Genomic DNA, 24,152 nt, shown 5'->3' with positions numbered 1-24,152 from the left:
TAATGAAAATAGCAATCATAGGGCCGTACCCCCCACCATATGGTGGTATATCCGTTCACATTAAAAGAATGAAATTATATCTAGAAAATAAAAATATAGATGTTACTGTTTATAATGATGCTAAAGAATATAATAATATATCACAAAAAGTAATATCTATAGGTTCTTATAAAAAGTTTATTTTTAAAGTGATTTTTTTAAAAGAAGATATTTTACATTTTCATTCCATAGATAAAAGGATTAGAATTTTATTAGGTTTTTATAAAATATTCAATAAAAAGATTATTTTATCATTACATGGAGAAAGTATGCATGACCAAATTAAAACGTCTAATTATTTAGAAAAGAAATTATTAAATAATAGCTTAAAAAAGATAGATTATATAACGTGTTCCAATAATAAAATTAAAGAAGATTTAGTATTTTTTGGTGTAAATGAAAATAAGATAGAAGTCATTCCTGAGTATATAAAGCCTTTTGAGACAGAAGAAGATTTTGAAAGTATCCCTCAGAATGTATGGGAATTTATTAATAATTCTAATTTTTTAATCGCTGCTAATGGATGGATTAGGTTTTATAATGATGAAGATTTATATGGAGTGGACATGCTCATTGACTTAGTATATGAGCTAAGTAAAAGAAACATACAAGCTAGTTTAATCTTTGCTTTATTAGGTGCAGAAATTCAAAGTATAGAAGAAAAAAAATATTATTGCAAATTAAAAAACAAGATAAAAGAATTGGGTATTGAAAATAATATATTTATATTTGAATCTAAAAATAAAGAATTTTATCCTATATTAAAAAAGAGTCAATTGTTTATAAGACCTACTAATACAGATGGAAATTCTGTTTCAGTAATGGAAGCAATGGATTTGAAAATACCATGTATAACTAGTAATGCATGTCCTAGACCCGAAGGTGTAGTTATTTTTAAAACAAGAGATATGGATGATTTAATTAAAAAAACTATGGAATTGATACAAAATTATGAAGCATACAAGGAAAAAGCTAAGTATATTAAGGTAGAACATAATGATGAAAAGCTATTAACGGCATATAAAAAGGTTGTAAAAAATTAGGAGGGGAGGAAACATGAATATATTTAATTCAAAAATAATAAAATATTATTTCAAAAGTGATGAACAAGTACAACAAACGTTGAAGTATAGTTATGATAACATTTTTATAGGAGAAAATGAAGCGCAAGTCGCGTATGATTATATCAAGGATAAGTATATGCTAAAAGATGTAGAAGATGATATTAATATTTTTAAAAGAGGTATTAGTAAATATATAGGAGCAGATATGAATAAAATTTTTATGTTTTATACTGCACATTCAGGAATATATTTTTTATTATGCCAATTAAAGAATATTCATCCTAATAAAAAGTATGTAATAGTCCCAGCATTTACATGTTCTGTAGTAGTTAATGCAATAACAGCAGCTGGATTAAAACCAATTTTTGTAGATATAGAATTGGATACATATGGAGTTAGTATTGACAGTTTAAAAAATATTTTAGATAAAGACAGTGAAAATATATTATTAGTAATAATTCAACATTTATTTGGACTTGCCTCACGGGATTATGATCAATTATTAGAAATATGTAAAAGTAAGAATATATTAACAATGTCAGATGCTGCACAGTCACTTGGAACTTTTTATAATAATAAGTCTATTGGAAGTGAGGAAGACTTTTGTATATTTAGTATGCAAGCTTCAAAATCTATAAATACATATACTGGAGGAATGTTGATAATTAATAATGAACAGTATGAATTTAAAAATAGTTATGATTTACTAAGTTATCCTTCTGATGAGGATTTACAGTATATTTTAAAAGCTTATTATTATCAATATTTAAAAAAGATTAAAAATAAATATACTTTGCCAATATTTTTAAAAAAACATAAAAATGATTTTGTTAGTTCATTACATCCTTCTGAAGGAAATAATAATAAAATTTGTGATTTGCAAGCACATCCACTAGAAAATAATAGCATTTATATAAAAAAGTATCCTAATATATTGGCTAAAATTGCAAATATACAATTAAATAAATTAGAAGATAATATTAATCTAAGATTAAAACATTATTATGAATTTAGTAATGAATATGATAGAGAAATATATATTAAAAAAAATAGTAGACCATCATTAATAAGGATTCCTATTATTAAAAATAATACGTATAAAAATAATGTTGTTTATGAAAATGGTTATCTAGTTGGTAATTGGTTTTGCTACTATTTTGGATCAAATAAAAATGCTGAGTATGCTGCGACAAATTTAGTTAATTTTTTAAAGATTGATAATTATTATTAGACTTATTAAAATCATATAGTATGCTAATAAAGAAGGAGAAAAAATGAAGGTAATAAGTAAGATTGATAATAAATTTAGATATTACTTAAATAAAATAAGGTGCAGTGCCTTTGGAAAAAATTCCTACATAGATAAAAGTGTAAAAGTGTTTTTTTATAAGGGTTTATATTTAGGGGATTTTGTAAGCGTATATTATAATAATTTTATAATGAATGAAAACGGAAAAATAAGCTTTGGTAATAATTCTCATATAGCTCCAGGAGGATATGTTAATTGTAACAATTCAAATATTATTATTGGGAACGATGTAGCAATTGGACCGCAGTGTTGTTTAATCGCTTATAGTAATTATTATAAAGCAACAAAAACTGGTCTTGATATTCATACGGTTATAAGCGGTGATATAAAAATTGGAAGCAATGTTTTTATTGGTTCAAATGTGACTATATTACCGGGAGTTTCAATTGCAGATAATTGTGTTATTGGAGCTGGAAGTGTAGTTAATAAGGATATTTGTACAAGTGGAGTATATGCAGGAAGCCCTGTAGTAAAAATTAAAGAGTTGAATATTTAATCTACCATTTGAAAGGAAACACATAATGCAATTAAGTATAAAGAATAAGATAAAAAGTACATTAAATACGGTTTCTAAAATAGGATTTTTTCATTTGTTTTCAGCTAATCTAATATTACAAATAGTTGGTTTTGGTATTCAGATATTTTTAACTAGAATTTTATCTGTGGATGATATAGGTAGAATAAAGGTAATGCAGTCATTCATTGGCATTGCTACAATTATTGCAGGTTTAGGGGTAAATACAGCAATATTAAAGTTATGTTCTGAGGATATAGATAATAACCAAAAAAAGAAACTTTTTATAAATGGTATAAAATTTAATTTTATTACTTCTATGATAGTTTTAACTATTTGTATAATATGTTCATTTACGAAAATTTATTCTTCAGATAATATAATTAATGTGGCATTAAGATATTATTCTATTATTATTCCGTTTAATGTTTTAAATGATCTAGGGATAGTTTATTTACAGTCACAAAAGAAAATAAAAGATATGTCCAGAGTTCAAATTATTACTAAAGTTATATCTGTTTTATTTATTATTTTATTTTCAATTTTATTTTCTTTAAGTGGATTTATATTTGCGTATGTACTAACAGGAATTATAAGTTTTATTATTTTCTTATTCTTATTCAAAGATGAGTTAAAAGAATTTTTAAAGATTCCAATTACTAAAAAATATATTAAAAATATATATAATATTGGTAAATACGCATTTGCTACAAATTCTATAGGTCAAATATTAGCTTTTGTAGATGTTTTATTTATGAATTATTTAATAAAAGATAATTCTGCAATAGGTTTTTTTGGAACAGCACAGCTAATAATTACTGGGTTAATGATAATTCCAACAACTTTTAATCAAATTATTGTTCCATATGTTTCCGGAAATTGTAAATCTAAAAATAAAGTGATTAAAATTTATAATGGATATTATAAAAAAATGATAAGTTTAATGTTTGCGATTATTTTTATTAGTTTTTTCGTAATTCCTGTTTTTATACCAATAATTTTTGGAAGTAAATATGTAAATTCAATAAGTTACTTTAGAATATTACTAGTTGGATTGTTCTTTTGGTCTATAAGTGCAACTAGAGGTATAATTTTATTGGGGATAGGTCAAGTTAAATATAATTTTTATGTTTCTTTAGTTACTGCTTGTTTTAATATTGCTTTTAATTATGTGCTTATATTAAAGTTTGGAGCAAGTGGAGCTGCCTATGGAACGGTTCTAGGATTTTTTGTTGGAAGTATAGTAAGTAAGAAAATATTTCATAAAGCAATAAATAATAAGTATATATAAATTTTGAACACTAGGGGTTTGTATCTATGAACATAATTATTTACTTTAGATAGGTGATTGTATGAATATAAAGAACTATATTAATAAGTGCAAGGGTCTAACTTTAAAAAAATTAATAATAAAAGTTAATAAAAAAGCCTTTAACAAAATGATTAACATAAAAGAAAGACATAAAACTCTTAATAATGATAGTAGGTACATAAATAAAAAATTGAAAATAAGCTATAAATATATAAATCTACATGATTATAAAGTAGATAAATTAAGTACAGTAGAGTATAGATATTTAGTAGATAAATATTTAAAACATGAATTTGACTTATTAGGAAGTGGATGGGTAAATGTAAATTATAACTCAAGCCCACTAGGTGTAGAAGAATTTTTATATACACCTAGTTTTAAGATTAAGAGTTTTGATAAAGAAGATAATTGGGTTAAACATATAGTTCCAGAACCTTATATAGGATTTTCAAAATATATAAAAAGATTTATTTCACAAAAATATAAACCTATAGATTGGCAACTAGATTTTAAAAGTGGATTTAGGTATAATTGTAAGGAATGGTATAAATCTCAACCTATAGGAAAGCATCTAGGTGTAGATATAAAAGTGCCTTGGGAATTGGCTAGAATGCAACATTTGCCTCAAATAGCTATTGGAGCAATAATATTAGAAGATTATAAAGAGGATATATTGTTAGAGTTTAAGAATATAGTATTAGATTTTTTAGTGGCTAATCCTCTTAATATGGGGTGTAATTGGACATGTACCATGGATGTGGCTATAAGAATTTCTAATATATTATTAGCTTATGATATTTTGAAACAGTTAGATAAAAATAATATTCTAGATGAAAATTTTGAGTATATATTGTCCAATGCTGCATATGAACATGGTAATTTTATAATTAATAATCTAGAATGGTCTAAAGATGCTATTATAGGCAATCATTATTTTTCAGATATAGTAGGACTTTTGTTTGTATCATCATATCTTAATAGAACAGAAGAAGTAGATGCATGGCTTGTTTTTTCAATACAAGAAATTATAGAGTGTGTTAAAAACCAGTTTCATGAAGATGGTACCAACTTTGAAGCTTCAACTAGCTATCATAGATTAAGTGGAGAGCTTATGATATATTCTACAGCATTAATTTATGGTTTATTATATACTGACAAAAAAGAAGCTCTAAATAAATATAATAGCAAATTAATTAAAAGGTTAAAAGTTGTTGAAGAGCAGGAATATGATATTATAAATAAAAAATTTTTCCCTGATTGGTATATGCACAAATTGTTTAGTTCAGCTTGTTTTGTAAAAGATTTAATTAAATCTAATGGTAGGATACCACAGATAGGAGATAATGATAGTGGTAGATTTATAAAACTTTCGCCGACAGGAGAGTTTATTACATGGAAAGAAGCATATAAGAAGTATTATAATTTAAATAAGCATATTAAAAAAGCAAATAGTAGTGACATTTATTGGGATGAGGATATATTAAATACTAAACCATATATTGCTTTAGTAGATGGGTTATTTGATTATAAGGATTTTAATAAATTTTCTAATGACTATCCTTTAGAAAAATCTTTTATAGAAAGCTTATCAAAAGGAAGTAAATCAAAGGGAGATAAAATTTATAAAAATATAAAATTAGAATTTAATACAGAAAAAAAATTATCTATTACTAAAATTACAGAAATTAATTTTAGAGAATATGGTTTCAGTAATATAAAGATGGAGTGTGTAAAATTATTAAATTATCCGGACTTTGGAATATATATTTTTAAGTCAAAAGAAATACATTTAACAATAATGGCAGGCCATAATGGTCAGAATGGTAACGGAGGTCATGCACATAATGATAAACTTTCTTTTGAATTAAATGTAAGAGGGATAGATTTATTTATAGATCCAGGTACTTATCTGTACACACCATTGCCAAAAAGGAGAGATCAATTTAGAAGTGTTAAAGCACATAATGTACCAATAGTAAATGAAGAAGAACAAAATACTTTTATAAGTTCTTTTTCTATGAAAAATGAAACTAAATGTCATATATTAAGCTATACTAATCATAGTATAAAAATATATTTAACCTATAGAGATATAGAAATAATTAGAGAATTTATTATACTCAAAGATAGGATTTATATTAAGGATAGTTGCAATAAAGAATTTAGAGTTAACATAAATACTAATATTTATTCTAATGGGTATGGTAAATTATTGAATAATTTATAGGAGATTTTATTATGAATAAATCTAAAAAACTAGTATATTTTATACCCTCCTCTATTTGGATGGTAGTTATCTTTATTTTTTCAAATCAACAGGCAGACTCATCAAATAAAAATAATTTTTTTATAGCAGATGTGCTAAGAAAAGGAAATGTAACTTTGTTTAAATATATAGATTATAATTTTTTAAATTTTTTAATAAGAAAAGCAGCTCATATAACAGAATACTTTATATTGTTTATGCTTTTATATTATGCTTTTAAAAAAACTTTTTATAAAAATTCACAAATGAAAGCAGCTATTATAACTGTTATATATTCTTGCACTGATGAATTTCATCAACTATTTATTCCAGGAAGAGAAGGAAAGGTAAGAGATGTACTTATAGATTCTATAGGTGTATTTATAGGACTATTTTTAATTTATATATTTGAATTTATAAAAAAACATAAGAAAAAGAAACGAAATAGTATATAATTTATTTTAATATACTATTTATTAGGAGGCTAACATAATGAAAGACAGTAAGTATAATATAGCCATATTTTTTTTAATAGTAATATTTGTAGCCTTAATACTTGTTGGAATCATGAGAGATAAGAAAAACTATGCCAGTAGAAAAGTAAATAAATCTGTACAAATTATAAATAAAAATAAACAATCTTCTAAAAAAGATGATAAAGAAATAAATAAAAATAATAAAGAATCAGAAAATTTATATTTATATGAAAAGATAAATAACAAAAAAGAAATAACTATGCTAAGTATTGGTGATGATATGGCAAATAGTAGTTCTGTAGAAGAAAAAGATAAATGGCATAACAATATAAAAAAGTATATAGAGGACACATATAAAATAAAAGTAGATACAAAAGTTATTTGGAAAGAAAAAAGCAAAATAGATGAAGCTTTAGATAATTATAAACAAGCAGAAACTAAAAATTATGATTTAATATTTATAACTTTAGGAGAATATAATATAGGATATGAACCTACAGAAAAATTAGCGTCAAGATACGAAGAGTTAATAAAGGAAATAATAAAAAATAACTCTAAAAGTGATTTATATTTAATAGTACAAAGTTCTATAAGGTTAGATAAAAACTATCCGGAGGCAATAATAAAAATAGCTAATCATTACAACTTAAATATAGTAGATATGAGAAAGGCTTTTAAAAATTCTAATGAGAATTATATTACATTAACTACAGATGGAATATTGCCAAATAAAAAAGGATATAATTTATATACAAAAGAAATAATAAAATCTTTAGAGAAGAATATAAAAAGTCAAAAGGTAATAAAATATGAAGAAAAACAAGTTTTATACAAAACAAAATAAATCTTATATTAAGATTTCAAGAAAAGAAAAATAATGTGATATAAAAAGGAGCGTCAAAAATGATGGTTCTTTTTATTGTATTAAGGAAAACACTTACTATGTAGATATGTTCAAAATAGCTTTAGTTATGAGTATATAAAAAAGAACATCTCTTGCTAATATAAAAAGTGAGTTTAAATCATTTATGTTTTTGATGGTGAAGTTCTTATTATAAGTTATTAAAGAATATATAAATGAAATTTTAAGGGAATAAAATTATTAAAGCGTATAGTAATTTAAACAAAGGGGAAAATAAAATTATTAAAATCCTATTAGATATTCTCATATAAAAAATTAGATATATAATAGGATTTTAAATAAAAAGAATAAGATATTAAAGATTCAATCATTAATATTCCTTAGAAAATAAAAGTATTTTTTATGTAATAATACAACTACATTATAGGAGGAAAATATAAATGAATGAACTACAAATGATGCATGTAGCAAATGTATGTGATGGATATGATAGTATAGATGCAGGTTTTGTATCTGTAATAGGTGCAGAAAACAGTAAAAGTTGTACAAATTGCAAAAACCTACAAAATGGAATTTGTGTAAAGGACCTTTATGATAAAGTGTTAACAAGTTTAGACCAAACCTAGGCAGAAGTTGCGAGGCAACTTCTGCAGAGTACAGATAATAGAGTGCAAAGTACAGAGCGAAAAGACAGATAAAAGAGTAAAGAGTTCAATATAACAACTTTAAAATCTATTAAAATAAATAAGCACTTTTAAGTAAAATAAATTATAAAAGAAAGTAAATATTTGACAAATAGGGTATAGATTTTATGGAAATAAGTATTCAAAATAATGGGGAAAAGCACTTGTTTTATGGAAAAAATATGAGCGTAAAGGAGACAAGAGGTGTCCTTAGCCGCTTACCATAGGACGTGGTATCAGCGGCGTTAGCTTATATTTTTTTCATAAAACTTAGTGCTTTCCATTATTTTAGCTATTTATAGAATAAAAACTATATCCTATTTACTTAGTTTTAACTTACTTTCTTTGTATTCTTTCTTTAAGCTTTCCAAATTGTATATTATTTTAGATACATGATAGTTATATACCACATTTAAATCATTTTCATCATACTTATGAGGTTCTTCTGGTAAATGATATAAATTTTTAAATCTTTCGTAATTTTTATTATTTAATTCACATTTATTATTTATAGCATCAATAAAGGATAAATGAGTATAGGTTTGATTAAATATTTTGATTAAAACATCTATATAATCTTCATCTAAATTTTTAGTTTTCAATATTTCCTTTTTATAAGCATTAAAATTATTCTCTAAATTATTTATTTGATTTTTAAGCTTTTTTATATCTACTTTATGATGAAAATAGATTTTTTCTGTGGGTATTTTTGAAAAATGTTTTACTATAGTTTTACATCCAACTATTATTTGTTTTTCATAGGCTGGGGGCTTTATAAACATATTTATAAGTACTGCTACTATTATACCTATAAAAGTATCTAAAGTTCTATGGATACTATAATACAAAGGAGTTTTATTTGTAAGGTTTATCATTATACCTATAAAGACTATACAGGCAATACTTATAGATTTATCCCATTTTAATAAATTGCATATATAAATTATAATTACAATACCTAGTCCACATAAAAAAGGGTTGTTTGGTGAAATACTAGAAAAGGTGAGACCAATAAGTGCACCGGTTACAGTACCTAGCATCCTGTTTTTCCCAACCCTATAGGAACCTGTAACAGAATTTTGCATGGAAATAACTGCGGCAATGGCTGCATAAAAAGGAGAATCTAGTTTAAAAAATTCCGATATTAATATAGAAAGAGTAACTGCTAGAGCGGTTTTAATATTTCGCATACCTATGGATTTCATAGTCTACCTCACTTTGTATAATTTATAAATTTTACTTTAGTTTTTAGTAAAGTTATATATAAATAAAAATAATTTTCTAAAATTAGAGTGTTTTATTAAATCCTATTGTATAAATTAAACTACATAATATATAAAGTATTCTTCTTTAAAATAATTATACAAAAAGAACAAAAATTACTCAATATAAAACAATTCTTATTAATAGATAAAGTATATCTATGTAAATATATGCTTATTTAATTCATAGTAATTTTAATTTTATTATAGTATAATATATCTATTATATGAAAAGTTTTATGTAAATGCGATTTAAAGGGGGGATTTTAGTGTCCTTTAAGAACATATTCTCTTTATTTTTTATTATAAATATAATTATATCTATAATATTAATAGTAATAGAGAGAAAGAAGCCAGAAAAGACTATAGCGTGGCTACTTATATTTTTTATATTTCCTCCTTTAGGATTATTTTTATATATTTTTTTAGGTCGAAATTGGAAAAAACATAAATTACATGATACTACTAATATAGAAATAGAACAATTAGTACTTGAAGCTATGGGAAAAGTAAAAAATCAGGAATATCATTCTTTAATAGAACTATTGTCGAAAAATAGCGAATCTCCTTTGTTCAGAGATAATAGTATAAAGATATTTAAAGATGGTAATGAAAAATTTGAATATCTAAAAAAAGAGCTTTTAAAAGCTAAACATCATATACATTTAGAATACTATATAGTAAAAAGCGATAATATAGGTACTGAAATAAAAGATATACTTATAAAAAAAGCAAGGGAAGGCGTAGAAATAAGGTTTATAATGGATAGGGTAGGATCTATAGGTATAAAAAGATCTTACATAAAAGAGCTTAAGGAGAATGGTATAGATGTGGTTCAATATTCCTATTTTTTAGCTCCCTTTTTAAGGCATATAAATACTCAAATAAACTATAGAAATCATAGAAAAATAGTAGTTATAGATGGGAAAGCTGGATTTATAGGGGGTATAAATATAGGTGATGAATACTTAGGTAAAGGTAAATTAGGCTATTGGAGAGATACTCATCTTATGGTAAAGGGTGATTTTGTTATGGGGCTTCAGGCGGTGTTTATGGATGACTTTGCTACTATAAAGGCCGTAAATGATGAGATGTTTACTTATGGTGACAATTTTAAGGTCTATTTCCCTAAAATGCATGAGTATGGTGGAAAGGTTATGCAACTTGTAAAAAGTGGACCAGATTCGCAGTTTCAATCTATAATGCAAACAGTATTTAAGATGATAACTTTAGCTAAGGATCATATATATATTACCACACCATATTTTGTGCCTAATGATAGCATAATGAATGCTATAAAAGTAGCATCCTTAAGTGGGGTAGATGTAAGAATATTATTTCCTGGTAGATATGATCATTTAATAGTATATTATGCCTCTAGAACTTATTTAGAAGAACTTATAAAATATGGAGTTAAAATTTATTTTTATGATGAAAAATCCTTTATTCATGCGAAGACTATTATGGTAGATAGTGAAATTTGTACTGTAGGTACTGCTAATATGGATATAAGAAGTTTTGAATTAAATTATGAAATAAATGCAGTTGTATATGATGAGGAAACCACAGAAAATTTAGAAAATATTTTTTTTGAAGATTTAAATCGTAGCAGAAGAATTTATAAAGAAGATTTTAAAAATAGATCTTTAAGGGGAAGAATGTTAGAAGGTATTGCTAGAATTTTCTCTGCCTTGCTATAGAGTACTTAAAGGGGATTTGACACTAAAGAGTAAATTTTATATTACGATATTAATATAATGTAAAACATTTTATGATTTAAATAATGTATTAAATATTATTAAACAAATTGTTAATTATTAAAGAATATAAGTTTTTAAGTGATATAATTATATTAATGGCTTATTAGGTGGTGTGATAGGTGAAGAACAATAGCAATAATATAATAGTGGAAGAAACATTAATAAGAAAAATGCTTTCAGAACTAAAAGATATTCAAACCCTTAGCTCAGAAAGGTTGCTTCAACAAAAGATAGATTTACTTATAAAATATATGGAAAATATAGTGAAGTATAAAAATGATGAGCCCTTTGAAGATACAATTTATAATAAAATGAAGGAAGTAAGACTTGATAATCCAGAATTAAATTCTAAATTATATATACTATATAGAAAGCTTTCTGATGGAAAAATAACTGAAGAAGATGCAAGAATTTTATATGATGTATATATTAAAAGTCAAGCTTATGATAAATTAATATATTAATAATATAAAGGTGGTATCTTTAATGGAAGACAAGTGTTTAGAAATCAGTAAAGAGTCTGTAAAAAAGATTTTATCTAGTTTGAATGAAATAAAAATACTTTGTACGGACAAAGAATTAAAAAAAAGAGTAGAAGGTATAATTTATGTAGCTAATGAAGAAATAGCATCTAAAATAGAGCCTTCTTTAAAAGAACTTATATATGATAAGATGAAAGAAACAAAAAATACTAACCCGGATCTAAGCAGTAAGCTATATATATTATATAGGAAATATGTGAGTAATAAGATAAAAGAAGAGGAAGCTAGAGAAATATATGAAACATATATAGTTATGGAAAACTTTGAAAGAATAGTTTGGTAAATAAGCTCTGTTACAATTTGTGTAACAGGGCTTATTTTGTGCATAATTATGAATAAAGTAAAATTTAAAATTACTATATTTGCCATTTATCAGTTGCGATAAATGGCTTATTTTCTGAAAAAAATAAAAAACAAACAAAAACTTTCAAAAAAGTATTGCATATTTATTATTTTATATGTATAATTATAAAACAAATAGGGAATGAATTTTCTGGGAAAACTGATTCCTATAAAAATGAAACTGGATTAAATCCAGATATTAATAAAATTACAATATTTAAGGGGGAGTATTTTATGAAAGAAAAAGTTGTACTTGCATACTCAGGAGGATTAGATACATCAATAATAATTCCGTGGCTAAAAGAAAATTATGACTTGGATGTTATAGCTGTTTGTGTAGATGTAGGCCAGGGGGATGATATGGATTATGTAAAGACAAAAGCAATGAAGTCCGGTGCAGCAAAAATATATGTGGAAGATGTAAAAGAGGAATTTGTAGTGGATTATTTGTATAAAGCAATAAAATCTGAAGCATTATATGAACAGGACTATATGCTAGGGACGTCCTTTGCAAGACCTTTAATGGCTAAAAAATTAGTAGAAATAGCCCATAAAGAGCAGGCTAAATATATATGTCACGGCTGTACAGGAAAAGGAAATGATCAAGTACGTTTTGAAGTGGGAGTAAAGGCCCAGGATCCTACTATAAAAATAATAGCACCTTGGAGAATCTGGGATATAAAATCTAGAGAAGATGCTATAGATTATGCTAAAAAAGTTGGAGTTGAAGTTCCTGTAACCAAGAAAAAGATATATTCTGTAGATAAAAACTTATGGCATGTAAGTCATGAAGGTGGGGACTTAGAAGATTTAAAAAATGAACATAAAGAAGATATGTATTTTATGGTTACTCCACCAGAAAAGGCGAAAGATGAGCCAACTTATTTAGAGATTTATTTTGAAAAGGGTACACCTGTAAAAATAAATGGAGAGATTTTAAATGCTGTAGATATAATAGATACATTAAATAAAATAGGTGGAGAGAATGGTATAGGTATAGCAGATATAGTAGAAAATCGTTTAGTTGGTATGAAGTCAAGAGGTATATATGAAACACCAGCAGGTACATTATTATATGCAGCTCATAAAAAGCTAGAATCAGTAACCTTAGATAAGTATACTTATCAATACAAGAAATTAGTTTCAGCTCAATATGGGGAGCTTGTATATAATGGTTTGTGGTTTACAGCTGTAAGAGAGGCTATCGATGCTTTCGTAGATAAAACTCAAGAAAATGTAACGGGTACAGTAAAATTAAAATTATATAAAGGAAATATAAAACCTTGTTCAGTGGATACAGAATATGCATTGTATGATGAAGGTATATCATCCTTTGGAGATAGTGAGCTTTATAGCCATAAGGATGCAGAAGGCTTTATAAATTTATTTGGATTGCCATGCAAAATAAAAGCATTAAAAAATTTCTAGACTAATTGGAGGGACATATTATGAAACTTTGGGGAGGACGTTTTAAGGATGAAGAAAGTAAACTTATGGAGGACTTTAATAGTTCTCTAAGTTTTGATAAAAAACTTTATTATGAAGATATAAAGGGGAGTATAGCTCATGTTAAAATGCTTGCAAATCAAAATATAATAAATGAAGAAGAAAAAGAAAAAATATTATTGGGATTAGAAGAAATATTAAAACAAATAGATGATGGCGTTTTAAAAATAGGTGGGGATTATGAGGATATCCATAGCTTTATGGAAATAAATTTAATAAAGAAAATAGGAAATGTGGGAAAAAAGCTTCATACAGGAAGAAGTAGAAATGATCAAGTAGCCTTAGATATGAAATTATATGCCAAAAAGTCAACGGAGGAAGTAATAGAATGTTTAAAGGAATTGATGGATTCTTTAATTAAAGTTGGAAATGAAAATAATTATATTATGCCAGGATATACTCATCTTCAAAGGGCTCAGGTAGTAACTTTTAGATATCACTTATTAGCTTATTTTGAAATGTTTAAAAGAGATGAGAAAAGATTAAAAAATGCTTTAGAGATTTTAAATGAAAGTCCTTTAGGTTCAGGAGCATTAGCGGGAAGTACTTATAATATAGATAGAGAATATACTGCGGAGCTATTGGGCTTTAAAAAACCAGTAGATAATTTTTTGGATGGAGTTAGTGATAGGGATTATATAATAGAACTTATAAGTAAATTTTCTATAATAATGATGCATTTAAGTAGATTATCCGAAGAACTTATACTTTGGAGCAGTAGTGAATTTAAGTTTATACAAATAGGGGATGCTTATTCCACAGGCAGTAGCATAATGCCTCAAAAGAAAAACCCAGATGGGGCGGAACTTATACGTGGGAAAACTGGAAGGGTATATGGAGATTTAATAAGTATATTAACTGTTATGAAGTCTTTGCCACTAGCTTATAATAAAGATATGCAAGAGGATAAAGAACCTTTCTTTGATGCGAAGGATACTGTAGTAAGCTGTTTAAAAGTAATGGAAGGTATAATATCTACGCTAAAAGTAAATAAAGAAAATTTAATGAAATCTGTGAAAAAGGGCTTTTTAAATGCTACAGAAGCGGCAGATTATTTGGTAAACAAAGGCATGGCTTTTAGAGATGCTCACAAAGTCATAGGTGAAACAGTGATATACTGTGAAGATAAAAATTTAGCTATAGAAGATTTATCCCTAGAAGAATTAAAACAATTCTCAGATTTATTTTGTGAAGATATTTATGAATTCATAGATTATAAGAATTCTATAAATAAAGGAATAAAAAAAGAAATGGGATATTTTTAGTGCTCTTTTGTTCTAAAATTACTATAATAACTTTTAAAGGTATTAAAATACAAAATATTTTTAAGGAAAATAAATATCTAGAAAAATAATTAGAATACTTTATTTGCGAACTAATATATAAGAGTGAAATAAACAGGAGGTTTATTTAGCACTGCGCCAAAGGACGTGGAATCAGTGCGTTAACTTAGATATTGGGACGCAAATATTAGTGTTCTTTATTTTTATAGCTATTTATTGATCAAAAGTATTTTGTGTTTTAATTTTCAATCTTTAAAAGCCTTTAATTCATAATTTTCTTATTTAATATATTGTGTTAAAATAAGTTTTATATAAACAGGATTCTTGTTTTAACAAGAGGTTTGATTTTAATTAAAGTTTTATAAATCTATGAATAGCTAGAATATCTGTGGTTAGATAAAAAGAAATAATATTAAGGGAGAATTTGTATGAACGATTACATAGAGGTTATAAAGAAGTCTATAGAATTATCTAATGTTTTGAAAGAAGGAATAGATTATATAAAGGAAACTATAGTTTTTAGAGAGTATGGAGAATTAGATAGTCTTTTAGAGGGAATTGTAGATTCAGTAGAATATGTAGAAAAAGCTTTAAAACCAGTTTTTTTAGAGATAAAGGATAATGAGTATGAGAAAATAATAAAAGACTTTCAAAATAGCTTAAATCTTCTTAAAGATACTTTGGATAATGGAGATATGGATGAGGCTATTAGTTTTATAGAGGATAACCTTTCCCTCAAGTATGAAATATGGAAAAAACATTTAGATAGTAAATTAAAAAAATATACTTATTGTTGATTTCTAAAATAAATATTAAAAATCTTATAAATGTTAAAGTAATATAAATTACTTACGATAGAAAAAATATGTATATATATAAATTTAACCATTTTGGTTTAAAAAAATAGATATTTTAATATTTTATTTTGGAGGTAATAGCTATGAGATTAAGCCATAATTTGGCATCCTTAAATGCCTTTAGAAACTATTCCAAAGTTTTAACGGAGCAAAGTACAGCTTTAGATAAAATAACATCAGGATATAAGGTTAGACGTTCTAAAGATGATCCTAATGTAATGGCGCAAAGTGAAAAGACTAAAATACAGATAAGAGGTCTTCAAGTGGCTTCAAGAAATGCTCAAGATGGAGTTAGTATGCTTCAGACTGCAGAAGGTGGTTTGGAAAGTATAGGGAATATGCTAATGAGAATAAAAGAACTTACCATTCAAGCAGCTAATGGAACAAATAAATTAGAGGACAAAGAAGTAATTCAAAATGAAATAAATGAACTTATGGCTGGTATAGAAACTACAGCAAAGGGAACAGAATTTAATGGGGTTAAGCTTCTTTCTAAGGGAAATAAATTTAGCAATCAAGCTGATGTTATGACAAAGTCTGTACCTATAGGAGCTAATGTGGGAGATTTAGAGGATATTCCTTTTTATAACCTAACAACAGAAGGGTTAGATATAAAAGGAGGAATAGATGTTACAGATGCAAGTAAACTAGGACAAAGTCTTGATTCTGTAAATAATGCTATAGAGACTGTGCTTTCTGTAAGAAGTGAATATGGATCTTTGGAAAATAGATTTGAGGAGTGTATGAATAATATAGGAGAAATATCTCTTAAAATGGAAGGTGCTAATAGTGAATTAGTGGATGCAGATGTAGCGGAAGAAATGATGATTTATGCTAAATCAGATATATTATATCAATCTTCTCTTGCCATAATGCGACAAACTAATAATTTCCCTATGGATGTACTAAAAATATTAGAAAATGTAAAATCTAAGTAACAAAAATGCATCTTTAATGAAGATAAATTAAAGATGCTTTATTTGAGCTTGTTTTATGAATTTTTTTATTTGTTAAGGTTGAAATAGAGAAAATATCTAGCCTATAAATATGTAGGCGTATCTGAATATACCTGTGTGTTAAATGAGATACATATAATATTATTAAATTTTAATAAATAGTTTAAATGTAAATAGTTATTTATATTTAAAGTGGACAGAATTAGGTAGTAAAACATATTTTGTTATTATATAATACTTGTAGGAAAATGTTTATGATATGTAATTTTTTAATATAAATATTTCCATCGTTAAGGTTAGTGTTGGAAAACAAGGCTAATTATATTATAAAAATAAAAAAATACATAGAATTTAAAGAGGATTATAATGCAAAGTTAAATTTGTTTAAAAAAATCATTTAACATGAAGAAAATGTATGTACAAAATCCTTTTCTTAATGTAAAATAAAATTGAAGGAATTTGTATATAAATAGTTTATCTTAAAATAATTTGTATATAAATTTTGTAGAAATATATATTGTTGTATTTAATTAAGTAAATATGGGAGTGTAGAGCATGAGAGTAGAAGATATGTCTAGTAGTCAATTGGTTAATAATCTTTTAAAAAAATCTATGGATGCATCATCTTATAGAGGTAGAGCTATTTCAAACAACATAGCTAATTATAATACTCCTGGTTATAAAAGGCATTATGTTACTTTTGAAGAAACTTTAAAGGATAATTTGAATAATATAAATATGAAGGTTACTGCGGAAAAACATATGGATAATGGGGCAGAATTTGGACAAGTTAAAGAAGATGTGGATAATTCCACTAGTATGAGAACAGATGGAAATAATGTGGATATTGATAACGAAATGGTAAATAATTCAGCTAATGCTCTTATGTATAATGCATTAGTTACTCAAGCTAATAATAGATTAGCTACTACAAGATATGTTATTAATGGAAGATAACATATGTTATTAGCAGAACATAACATGTGTTATTGATGTAAGATAATTTTGAAGAAATTTTGAAATTTAGTAGAGCCTACTCTAGATCAAGCTTAGAAAAAATCTGTCTAGAAATTTATATATGGGATGAAAAAGGGGGAAACAATATGATTAAAGCATTTGATACTATGAGAATTAGTGCTAGTGGATTATCCGCTGAAAGATTAAGAATGGATACTATAGCTTCTAATATTGCTAATGCTACGACTACAAGGACGGAAAATGGTGGTCCTTATAAAAGAAAAATAGCTGTTTTTGAAGAAAATCTTAATAATGAATTGAATAAAAAGAATGGAGCAAATGAAAAAAAACTTTATGGAGTTAAAGCTACGGGTATAGTGGAAGATTCTTCTCCTGTAAGAAAAATGTATGATCCATCCCATCCAGATGCAGATGCGGAGGGCTATGTATCTATGCCTAACGTAAATGTATTAAATGAAATGGCAGATATGATGGCTTCAGTACGTACCTATGAAGCAAGTGTAACAGTTATGAATGCAGAGAAATCAATGTTTGGAAAAGCGTTAGAAATTGGTAAATAGGAGAGTTGATTATGAGAGTAAATGAATTTGTACCTAATATTAAGGTTTTTGATAACTTTGGAAAAAACTTTGTTAATGGAAATGAAAAAACAGAAAATACGGAAAAAGTTAGTTTTAGTGAGGTGCTAAAAGATAAATTAGATGGAGTAAATGCAAAACAAGTTAAAGCAGATAATAGTACACAGTCCTTTATAAAAGGAGAAGAGATAGATATACATAATGTAATGCTCAATGCAGAAGAAGCTAAAATGTCCATGGAGTTAGCAGTTCAAGTTAGAAACAAGCTAGTAGAAGCTTATCAAGAATTAAGTAGAATGCAATTATAGTAAGGGGAGCTTTCGATGAATAAGCTAAAGGAGTTTTTTAAAGGGTTAAAAGAAAAGTGGACAGGGTTTAGTAAAGTAAAGAAAATAGCTTTTTCTATAATTTTTTTAGGAATTATAACATCTATTATTGCATTATCTCTTTATTTTGGTAAAACTAAGTATGCAGTTTTATTTTCTAATATGGATTCTAATGATTCTGGCGCGGTACTTCAAAAATTAAAAGATAAGAAAGTTGAAGCTAAGGTAGAGGGTAATAATATACTAGTACCTAAGGATCAGGTTGATGAACTAAGGATGCAAATGTTATCTGAGGTTCCATTAACTAATGGTAGCCAAGGATTTGAAATATTAGATAAAAGTCAGTTTGGAGAAACAGATCAAGAAATGAAAATAAATTATCAAAGGGCCCTTCAAGGAGAGTTAGAGCGAACTATAAAAGGATTTCCACAGGTGGATAATAGTAGAGTTCATTTAGTTCTTCCTGAAGAGACTGCCTTTGTAAAGGAAACACAGCCAGGGAGAGCCTCTGTTACTTTAAACTTAAAAAAAGGACAAACAATTAGCAAAGAGCAAGTTAAATCTATAGTAGCTTTAGTAAGTGGAAGTGTAAAAAATATTCCAAAAGAAAATGTAGAAGTAATTGACAATAACATGAATCTTCTTACAAAAAATTTATTTGATGCTTCAGGAAGTTTAGAAGAGGCTACAACTTCAGCAGAAAAGCAACAACAACTTCAAAAAAATTATGAAAAAGATCTTCAAAATAGATTGGTCAGTATGTTAGAAGCTGTATATGGCAAGGACAAGGTTAAAGTTAATATTAACACGGATTTAGATTTTGATGCAGTTAAAACTAATTCTGTAACCTATGATCCTAAAAATGTAGTAGTTAGTGAACACAGCATTAAAGAGAAAAATCAGAATAATGCAGGTGGAAATAATACAAATGGTAGTGTAGTAGATAATAATATGGTAAATAGAACTACACAAAATAATAATGGTAGTGAAACCTCTTCTAGAGACGAAACTACTAAAAATTATGAAATATCAAAAACTCAACAGGATAGTATAAAGGCTCCAGGTTCTGTAAAGAGGTTAACAGCATCTATTGTTTTAGATGGAAATATAGATGAAGAAACTAGAACTGCTGTTAGAAATTTAGCTGTATCAGCTATAGGTTATGATGAAAAAAGGGGAGATGCTATAAGCATAGAGGGTCTTCCATTTGATACAGCGGCTAAGGATAAAGTGAAAAAAGATTTAGAAGATATGCAAAAAGCTGAAAAAACAAAAGAAAGAATAAAATTGTTTACTGCTATAGGCTTGGGTGTATTACTGTTACTAGGAGCAATAATATTCTTTGTTATTAAGAAAAGAAAGAACGATGAAGAGTATGAAGAGTATGAAGAGGGCCTTGATATTCTAATAGATGACAGCGGTAGCGAAACTAAACAAATTCCTAAGTTTAAACCTATAGATTTAGAGGCACAGGATGAAAAGACTCATGTTGAAAATGAAATAAGAAAATATGCTAAGGACAAACCTGATCAAGTGGCGGAAATAATTAAATCATGGCTAGCAGAGGATGAGAGGTGATAATATATGGCTAAAGATGATAAATTAACAGGAGTTCAAAAAGCGGCAATACTATTTATTACTTTAGGTCCTGAGGCCTCTGCTGGTATAATAAAAAAATTACCAGATTCAGAAATACAAAAAATAACCTATGAAATTGCTAATATAACTTCTGTAAAATCAGAGTTGAAACAGGATATATTAGAAGAATTTATACAAATAAATAAGGCTAAGGACTATATATTAGAAGGTGGATTTGATTATGCAAAAAATCTCTTAGGGAAAGCTTTAGGTAGTCAAAAGGCTATGGAAATATTGGATAAGGTTACAGAGGCTACACAACAATTTAGACCTTTTGCAATAGCTAGAAAAGCAGATCCATCACAGCTTTTGAATACTATATCTAATGAACACCCTCAAACTATAGCTTTAGTTTTATGTTATATGCAATCAGATAAGGCAGGGCAAATATTGTCCTCCCTTCCTGAAGATTTGCAATCAGAGGTTGCTTATAGAATTGCTACGATGAGTGCTACTTCACCTATGGTAGTTAAAGAAATAGAAAAAGTATTAGATAGTAAGCTATCTTCAGTAGTTAGATCTGATGCTACAACAATAGGAGGAGTTCAAACTATTGTAGAGGTATTAAACCAAGTAGACAGAACTACAGAAAAGAACATTACAGAAGGACTACAAAGAGAGGATGCAGAATTAGCAGAAAAGATAAAGGAATCTATGTTTGTATTCGAAGATATAATAACTCTAGACGATGTAGCAATTCAAAGGGTTCTAAGAGAAGTAGAAACAAAGGATTTAGCTTTAGCTTTAAAGGGATCTTCAGAGGAAGTTGCCAATGTTATATTTAGAAATCAATCTAAGAGAGCCGCATCTTCTTTAAAAGAGGACATAGAGTTCTTAGGTCCTGTAAGAATAATGGATGTAGAAAAGGCGCAACAGGGTATAGTAAGTATAATAAGACGTTTAGACGAAGCTGGAGAGATAGTAATATCAAGAGGTGGCGAAGATGCAATCATTGTATAAAGTCATTAAAAAAAGCAGCGTAGTAAAACAGGGTGAAGAAAAAATAAAAACTAACTATAAAAAACCAGTAAGCTTAGAAAAAGAAATGGAAAAAGAAATAGAAGAAGAAAATTCTAAAAATTTTATAGATAGTTATGAGAATTTAGCTAGAAATATATTAGAAAATGCTAGGAGAAAATCTGAAGAGTTCTTATCAAAGGCTTACGGTGAAGCTGAAGTCGTTGAAGAGGAAGCCTTTAAAAAAGGTCATGAAGAAGGCTTTCATAAAGGCTTGGAAGAAGGAAAAAAATCCGGTTATGAAGAAGCTTATGAAGCTTATATAGAAAAAGGGAAAAATGCCTATGAAGAAATGGTGCAAAAATCTAACAAATTATTTTTAGATACTGAAGCACAATATAATAGCTATTTAAAAGAAAAAGAAGAGGAAGTTAGAAATTTAGTTTTAACTATAGTAGAAGAAGTATTAAAACATGAGGTTAAAGATAAGTCCTCTATGAACGAAATTATATATGAAAAGTTAGAGGAATCAAAAAAATCTGCCACCTTTATAGTTAAAAGTAATGCTCATTATTATGAAGAAATAAAAGCTAAAGCAGAGTTTTGGAAAACTCAACTTCCTTATAGGGGAGAAATATTTGTAATAGAGGACATTTCCTTAAAAGAGGGAGAGGTTATTATAGAAACAGAACAAGGAAAAGTTATAGCCTCTTTAGATACTGCTTTAGATAAAATTAAAGAGCTATTAATAAATGAAAAATAAAAGTTATACAATTACTTTAAAGGATAAGGTGTGAATTTAATGTCCATGTTAGATATAGATTTTCAGAAAATAGAAAAAAGAATTAAAGAAACTAATTTTAACTACATGGAAGGTACCGTTAGAAAAGTTATAGGATTAACTGTAGAAGTTGAAGGAATAAAGGCTTTTGTAGGAGAGGTTTGTATTATATATAACGAAAAAAATCAAACAATTCCTTGTGAAGTAGTTGGCTTTAAAGAAGAAAATGTTATATTGATGCCTTTGGGAGAACTTATAGGTATAGCTCCAGGATGTAGGGTAATACCTCAAGGCAAACCTCTTAGTGTTATATGCTCAGAGAATATATTAGGAAAAGTCTTAGATGGCCTTGGTAAGCCCCTAGAAGGAGAGGAATTAATGGAGGGGAGTCCATATGCTTTGGACAGTGATCCTCCAGACCCTATGAAAAGAAGAAGGATAAAGGATGTTATACCTACGGGAATAAAGGCCATAGATGGATTTATGACTGTAGGAGAAGGACAGAGAATAGGTATATTTGCAGGTAGTGGTGTAGGCAAAAGTACTACTTTAGGTATGATTGCAAAATATGCAGAAGCAGACATAAATGTTATAGCTCTAATAGGAGAAAGAGGTAGGGAAGTAAGGGATTTTATAGAAAAAGATTTAGGAGAAGAAGGACTTAAAAAATCTGTTATAGTTTGTGCTACCTCTGACAAACCGGCATTAGTTAGATTAAAGGGAGCTTTTACAGCTACAGCCATAGCAGAATATTTTAGAGATCAAGGGAAAAAGGTAATTCTTATGATGGATTCTGTAACTAGATTTGCTATGGCCCAAAGGGAAATAGGACTAGCTATAGGAGAGCCACCAGCAACCAAAGGATATACACCTTCAGTATTTGCAAAGCTCCCAAGGCTTATGGAAAGATCAGGTATGTCTAACAAGGGATCTATAACAGCCTTTTATACAGTGTTGGTTGATGGGGATGATTTTAATGAACCTATTGCAGATGCTGTAAGAGGTATATTAGATGGACATATAGTTTTATCTAGAAGCTTAGCTGCTAAAAACCATTATCCAGCTATAGATGTTTTAAGTAGTGTAAGCAGACTTATGTCAGAAATTGCTTTAAAGGAACATAAGGATGCAGCGGGAATGGCAAGAGATCTTTTGGCTACTTATAAAAATTCAGAGGATCTTATAAATATAGGAGCCTATGCTAAGGGCAGTAATCCTAAAGTTGATATGGCCATACATTATCATGAACCAATATTATCTTTCTTAAAACAGGGTATTGGTGAGCAACATTCCTTTGAGGAAAGTACATCTATTCTTCAAAATATGTTTAAAAATTAAAAATATCTTTTATTAATTTAACAGTATAAAAACTATAAATAAAATTAATAGATATTTAATTTAATAATATATTTTTTGATCTTTAAAAGAAGGTAGGTAATTTAATGAAGGGATATTCCTTTAGACTTCAAAAACTTTTAGATATAAGAGAAAAAAAAGAAGAGGAAAGTAAAATGAAGTTCAAGCAGGCTCAAATGGAAAAAAATCATACAGAAGAGAAACTGTTCAATTTAGAAAATAATTATAATAAATACAATAACATAAATTTAAATGATTCTATACTAGAAAAAAAAATAAGGCATAGTTATTTAAACTCTTTAAATTTTTGTATAAATGAAACGGCAAATGAATTACAACAAAAACTTAGAGTGGTAGAGGAAAGAAGAGAAGAATTAAAAACAAAACAGGTAGAAAGAAAAACCGTAGAAATTTTAAAAGAAAAGGATAAATTAGCCTTTGAAAAAGAACAAAATATGATAGAGCAAAGAAATAATGACGAATTTGCTCTTTATGCCTTTATAAGAAATACTGAAAGGAGGTGAGA

General features: G+C 27.0%; 24 protein-coding genes. 23 read left to right on the top strand and 1 reads right to left on the bottom strand.

Features of this window, described 5'->3' with window-relative positions; genetic code table 11:
- The first annotated feature begins 2 nt into the window (after positions 1–2).
- From ACYUDJ_RS14085 to ACYUDJ_RS14050, 8 genes are all read left to right on the top strand, one after another.
- Positions 3–1,082, top strand: coding sequence for a glycosyltransferase family 4 protein (locus ACYUDJ_RS14085; protein ID WP_043032162.1), 1,080 nt, complete (start codon positions 3–5; stop codon positions 1,080–1,082).
- Between the two features lie 13 nt (positions 1,083–1,095).
- A complete protein-coding gene (locus ACYUDJ_RS14080) occupies positions 1,096–2,334 on the top strand; it encodes a DegT/DnrJ/EryC1/StrS family aminotransferase (protein WP_043032161.1) in 1,239 nt (412 codons plus the stop codon).
- 43 nt (positions 2,335–2,377) lie between these two features.
- A complete protein-coding gene (locus ACYUDJ_RS14075; RefSeq protein WP_052500387.1) occupies positions 2,378–2,908 on the top strand; it encodes an acyltransferase in 531 nt (176 codons plus the stop codon).
- A 25-nt stretch (positions 2,909–2,933) separates the two neighbouring features.
- Positions 2,934–4,217 (top strand): flippase, encoded by a 1,284-nt coding sequence (locus tag ACYUDJ_RS14070; protein ID WP_043032160.1) that lies wholly within the window; start codon positions 2,934–2,936, stop codon positions 4,215–4,217.
- Between the two features lie 61 nt (positions 4,218–4,278).
- The gene (locus ACYUDJ_RS14065) at positions 4,279–6,465 is read left to right on the top strand and encodes a heparinase II/III domain-containing protein (protein ID WP_003484450.1); all 2,187 of its coding nucleotides are present in this window, start codon (positions 4,279–4,281) and stop codon (positions 6,463–6,465) included.
- A gap of 11 nt (positions 6,466–6,476) precedes the next feature.
- On the top strand, positions 6,477–6,938 hold the full coding sequence (locus ACYUDJ_RS14060; protein ID WP_043032159.1) for a VanZ family protein: 462 nt from the start codon (positions 6,477–6,479) through the stop codon (positions 6,936–6,938).
- Between the two features lie 37 nt (positions 6,939–6,975).
- Entirely contained in the window at positions 6,976–7,803 is an 828-nt protein-coding gene (locus ACYUDJ_RS14055; protein WP_043032158.1) for an SGNH/GDSL hydrolase family protein, read from the top strand.
- Between the two features lie 458 nt (positions 7,804–8,261).
- Positions 8,262–8,447, top strand: a complete 186-nt coding sequence (locus tag ACYUDJ_RS14050; protein WP_003484455.1) for a hypothetical protein — start codon at positions 8,262–8,264, stop codon at positions 8,445–8,447.
- Between the two features lie 374 nt (positions 8,448–8,821).
- Here ACYUDJ_RS14050 and ACYUDJ_RS14045 read toward each other — a convergent pair whose 3' ends face one another.
- A complete protein-coding gene (locus ACYUDJ_RS14045; protein ID WP_043032157.1) occupies positions 8,822–9,709 on the bottom strand; it encodes an FUSC family protein in 888 nt (295 codons plus the stop codon).
- A 326-nt stretch (positions 9,710–10,035) separates the two neighbouring features.
- Between ACYUDJ_RS14045 and cls the strand changes: the two genes are divergently transcribed.
- The 15 genes from cls to fliJ all read left to right on the top strand — a co-directional run bounded on the left by cls (position 10,036) and on the right by fliJ (position 24,150).
- Complete coding sequence (gene cls, locus ACYUDJ_RS14040; RefSeq protein ID WP_080333555.1) at positions 10,036–11,466, top strand: cardiolipin synthase; 1,431 nt, start codon at positions 10,036–10,038, stop codon at positions 11,464–11,466.
- 179 nt (positions 11,467–11,645) lie between these two features.
- Entirely contained in the window at positions 11,646–11,990 is a 345-nt protein-coding gene (locus tag ACYUDJ_RS14035; protein ID WP_042384556.1) for a hypothetical protein, read from the top strand.
- Between the two features lie 22 nt (positions 11,991–12,012).
- Positions 12,013–12,351 carry a hypothetical protein gene (locus tag ACYUDJ_RS14030; RefSeq protein WP_003484464.1) on the top strand — a complete coding sequence of 113 codons (339 nt, stop codon included), beginning with the start codon at positions 12,013–12,015 and terminating at the stop codon, positions 12,349–12,351.
- 293 nt (positions 12,352–12,644) lie between these two features.
- Positions 12,645–13,838, top strand: coding sequence for an argininosuccinate synthase (locus tag ACYUDJ_RS14025; RefSeq protein ID WP_043032156.1), 1,194 nt, complete (start codon positions 12,645–12,647; stop codon positions 13,836–13,838).
- 20 nt (positions 13,839–13,858) lie between these two features.
- Positions 13,859–15,181 carry an argininosuccinate lyase gene (argH, locus tag ACYUDJ_RS14020; RefSeq protein WP_043032155.1) on the top strand — a complete coding sequence of 441 codons (1,323 nt, stop codon included), beginning with the start codon at positions 13,859–13,861 and terminating at the stop codon, positions 15,179–15,181.
- Positions 15,182–15,627: 446 nt separating this feature from the next.
- Positions 15,628–15,996 carry a hypothetical protein gene (locus ACYUDJ_RS14015; protein WP_043032154.1) on the top strand — a complete coding sequence of 123 codons (369 nt, stop codon included), beginning with the start codon at positions 15,628–15,630 and terminating at the stop codon, positions 15,994–15,996.
- A gap of 143 nt (positions 15,997–16,139) precedes the next feature.
- Positions 16,140–16,994, top strand: a complete 855-nt coding sequence (locus ACYUDJ_RS14010; RefSeq protein ID WP_043032153.1) for a flagellin — start codon at positions 16,140–16,142, stop codon at positions 16,992–16,994.
- Positions 16,995–17,567: 573 nt separating this feature from the next.
- Complete coding sequence (flgB, locus tag ACYUDJ_RS14005) at positions 17,568–17,969, top strand: flagellar basal body rod protein FlgB (protein ID WP_043032152.1); 402 nt, start codon at positions 17,568–17,570, stop codon at positions 17,967–17,969.
- 146 nt (positions 17,970–18,115) lie between these two features.
- Positions 18,116–18,550 carry a flagellar basal body rod protein FlgC gene (gene flgC, locus ACYUDJ_RS14000; protein WP_043032151.1) on the top strand — a complete coding sequence of 145 codons (435 nt, stop codon included), beginning with the start codon at positions 18,116–18,118 and terminating at the stop codon, positions 18,548–18,550.
- Between the two features lie 11 nt (positions 18,551–18,561).
- Positions 18,562–18,876: a flagellar hook-basal body complex protein FliE gene (gene fliE, locus ACYUDJ_RS13995; protein ID WP_003484479.1), complete on the top strand. Its 315-nt coding sequence runs from the start codon at positions 18,562–18,564 to the stop codon at positions 18,874–18,876.
- A gap of 15 nt (positions 18,877–18,891) precedes the next feature.
- Positions 18,892–20,472, top strand: coding sequence for a flagellar basal-body MS-ring/collar protein FliF (fliF, locus tag ACYUDJ_RS13990; protein ID WP_061329579.1), 1,581 nt, complete (start codon positions 18,892–18,894; stop codon positions 20,470–20,472).
- Between the two features lie 6 nt (positions 20,473–20,478).
- Positions 20,479–21,492: a flagellar motor switch protein FliG gene (fliG, locus tag ACYUDJ_RS13985; protein WP_003484484.1), complete on the top strand. Its 1,014-nt coding sequence runs from the start codon at positions 20,479–20,481 to the stop codon at positions 21,490–21,492.
- Positions 21,476–22,252 carry a FliH/SctL family protein gene (locus tag ACYUDJ_RS13980; RefSeq protein ID WP_003484486.1) on the top strand — a complete coding sequence of 259 codons (777 nt, stop codon included), beginning with the start codon at positions 21,476–21,478 and terminating at the stop codon, positions 22,250–22,252. Before fliG ends, ACYUDJ_RS13980 begins: the two co-directional genes overlap by 17 nt.
- Before the next feature lie 39 nt (positions 22,253–22,291).
- Complete coding sequence (fliI, locus tag ACYUDJ_RS13975) at positions 22,292–23,608, top strand: flagellar protein export ATPase FliI (protein ID WP_080333553.1); 1,317 nt, start codon at positions 22,292–22,294, stop codon at positions 23,606–23,608.
- Between the two features lie 104 nt (positions 23,609–23,712).
- Positions 23,713–24,150 carry a flagellar export protein FliJ gene (gene fliJ, locus ACYUDJ_RS13970; protein WP_003484489.1) on the top strand — a complete coding sequence of 146 codons (438 nt, stop codon included), beginning with the start codon at positions 23,713–23,715 and terminating at the stop codon, positions 24,148–24,150.
- The last annotated feature ends 2 nt before the right edge of the window (positions 24,151–24,152 follow it).

The sequence above is a fragment of the Clostridium sp. CTA-6 genome (assembly GCF_054768115.1).
The sequence above is the reverse complement of the archived record's forward strand: the minus strand, read 5'-3'. Positions and strand labels throughout refer to the sequence as shown.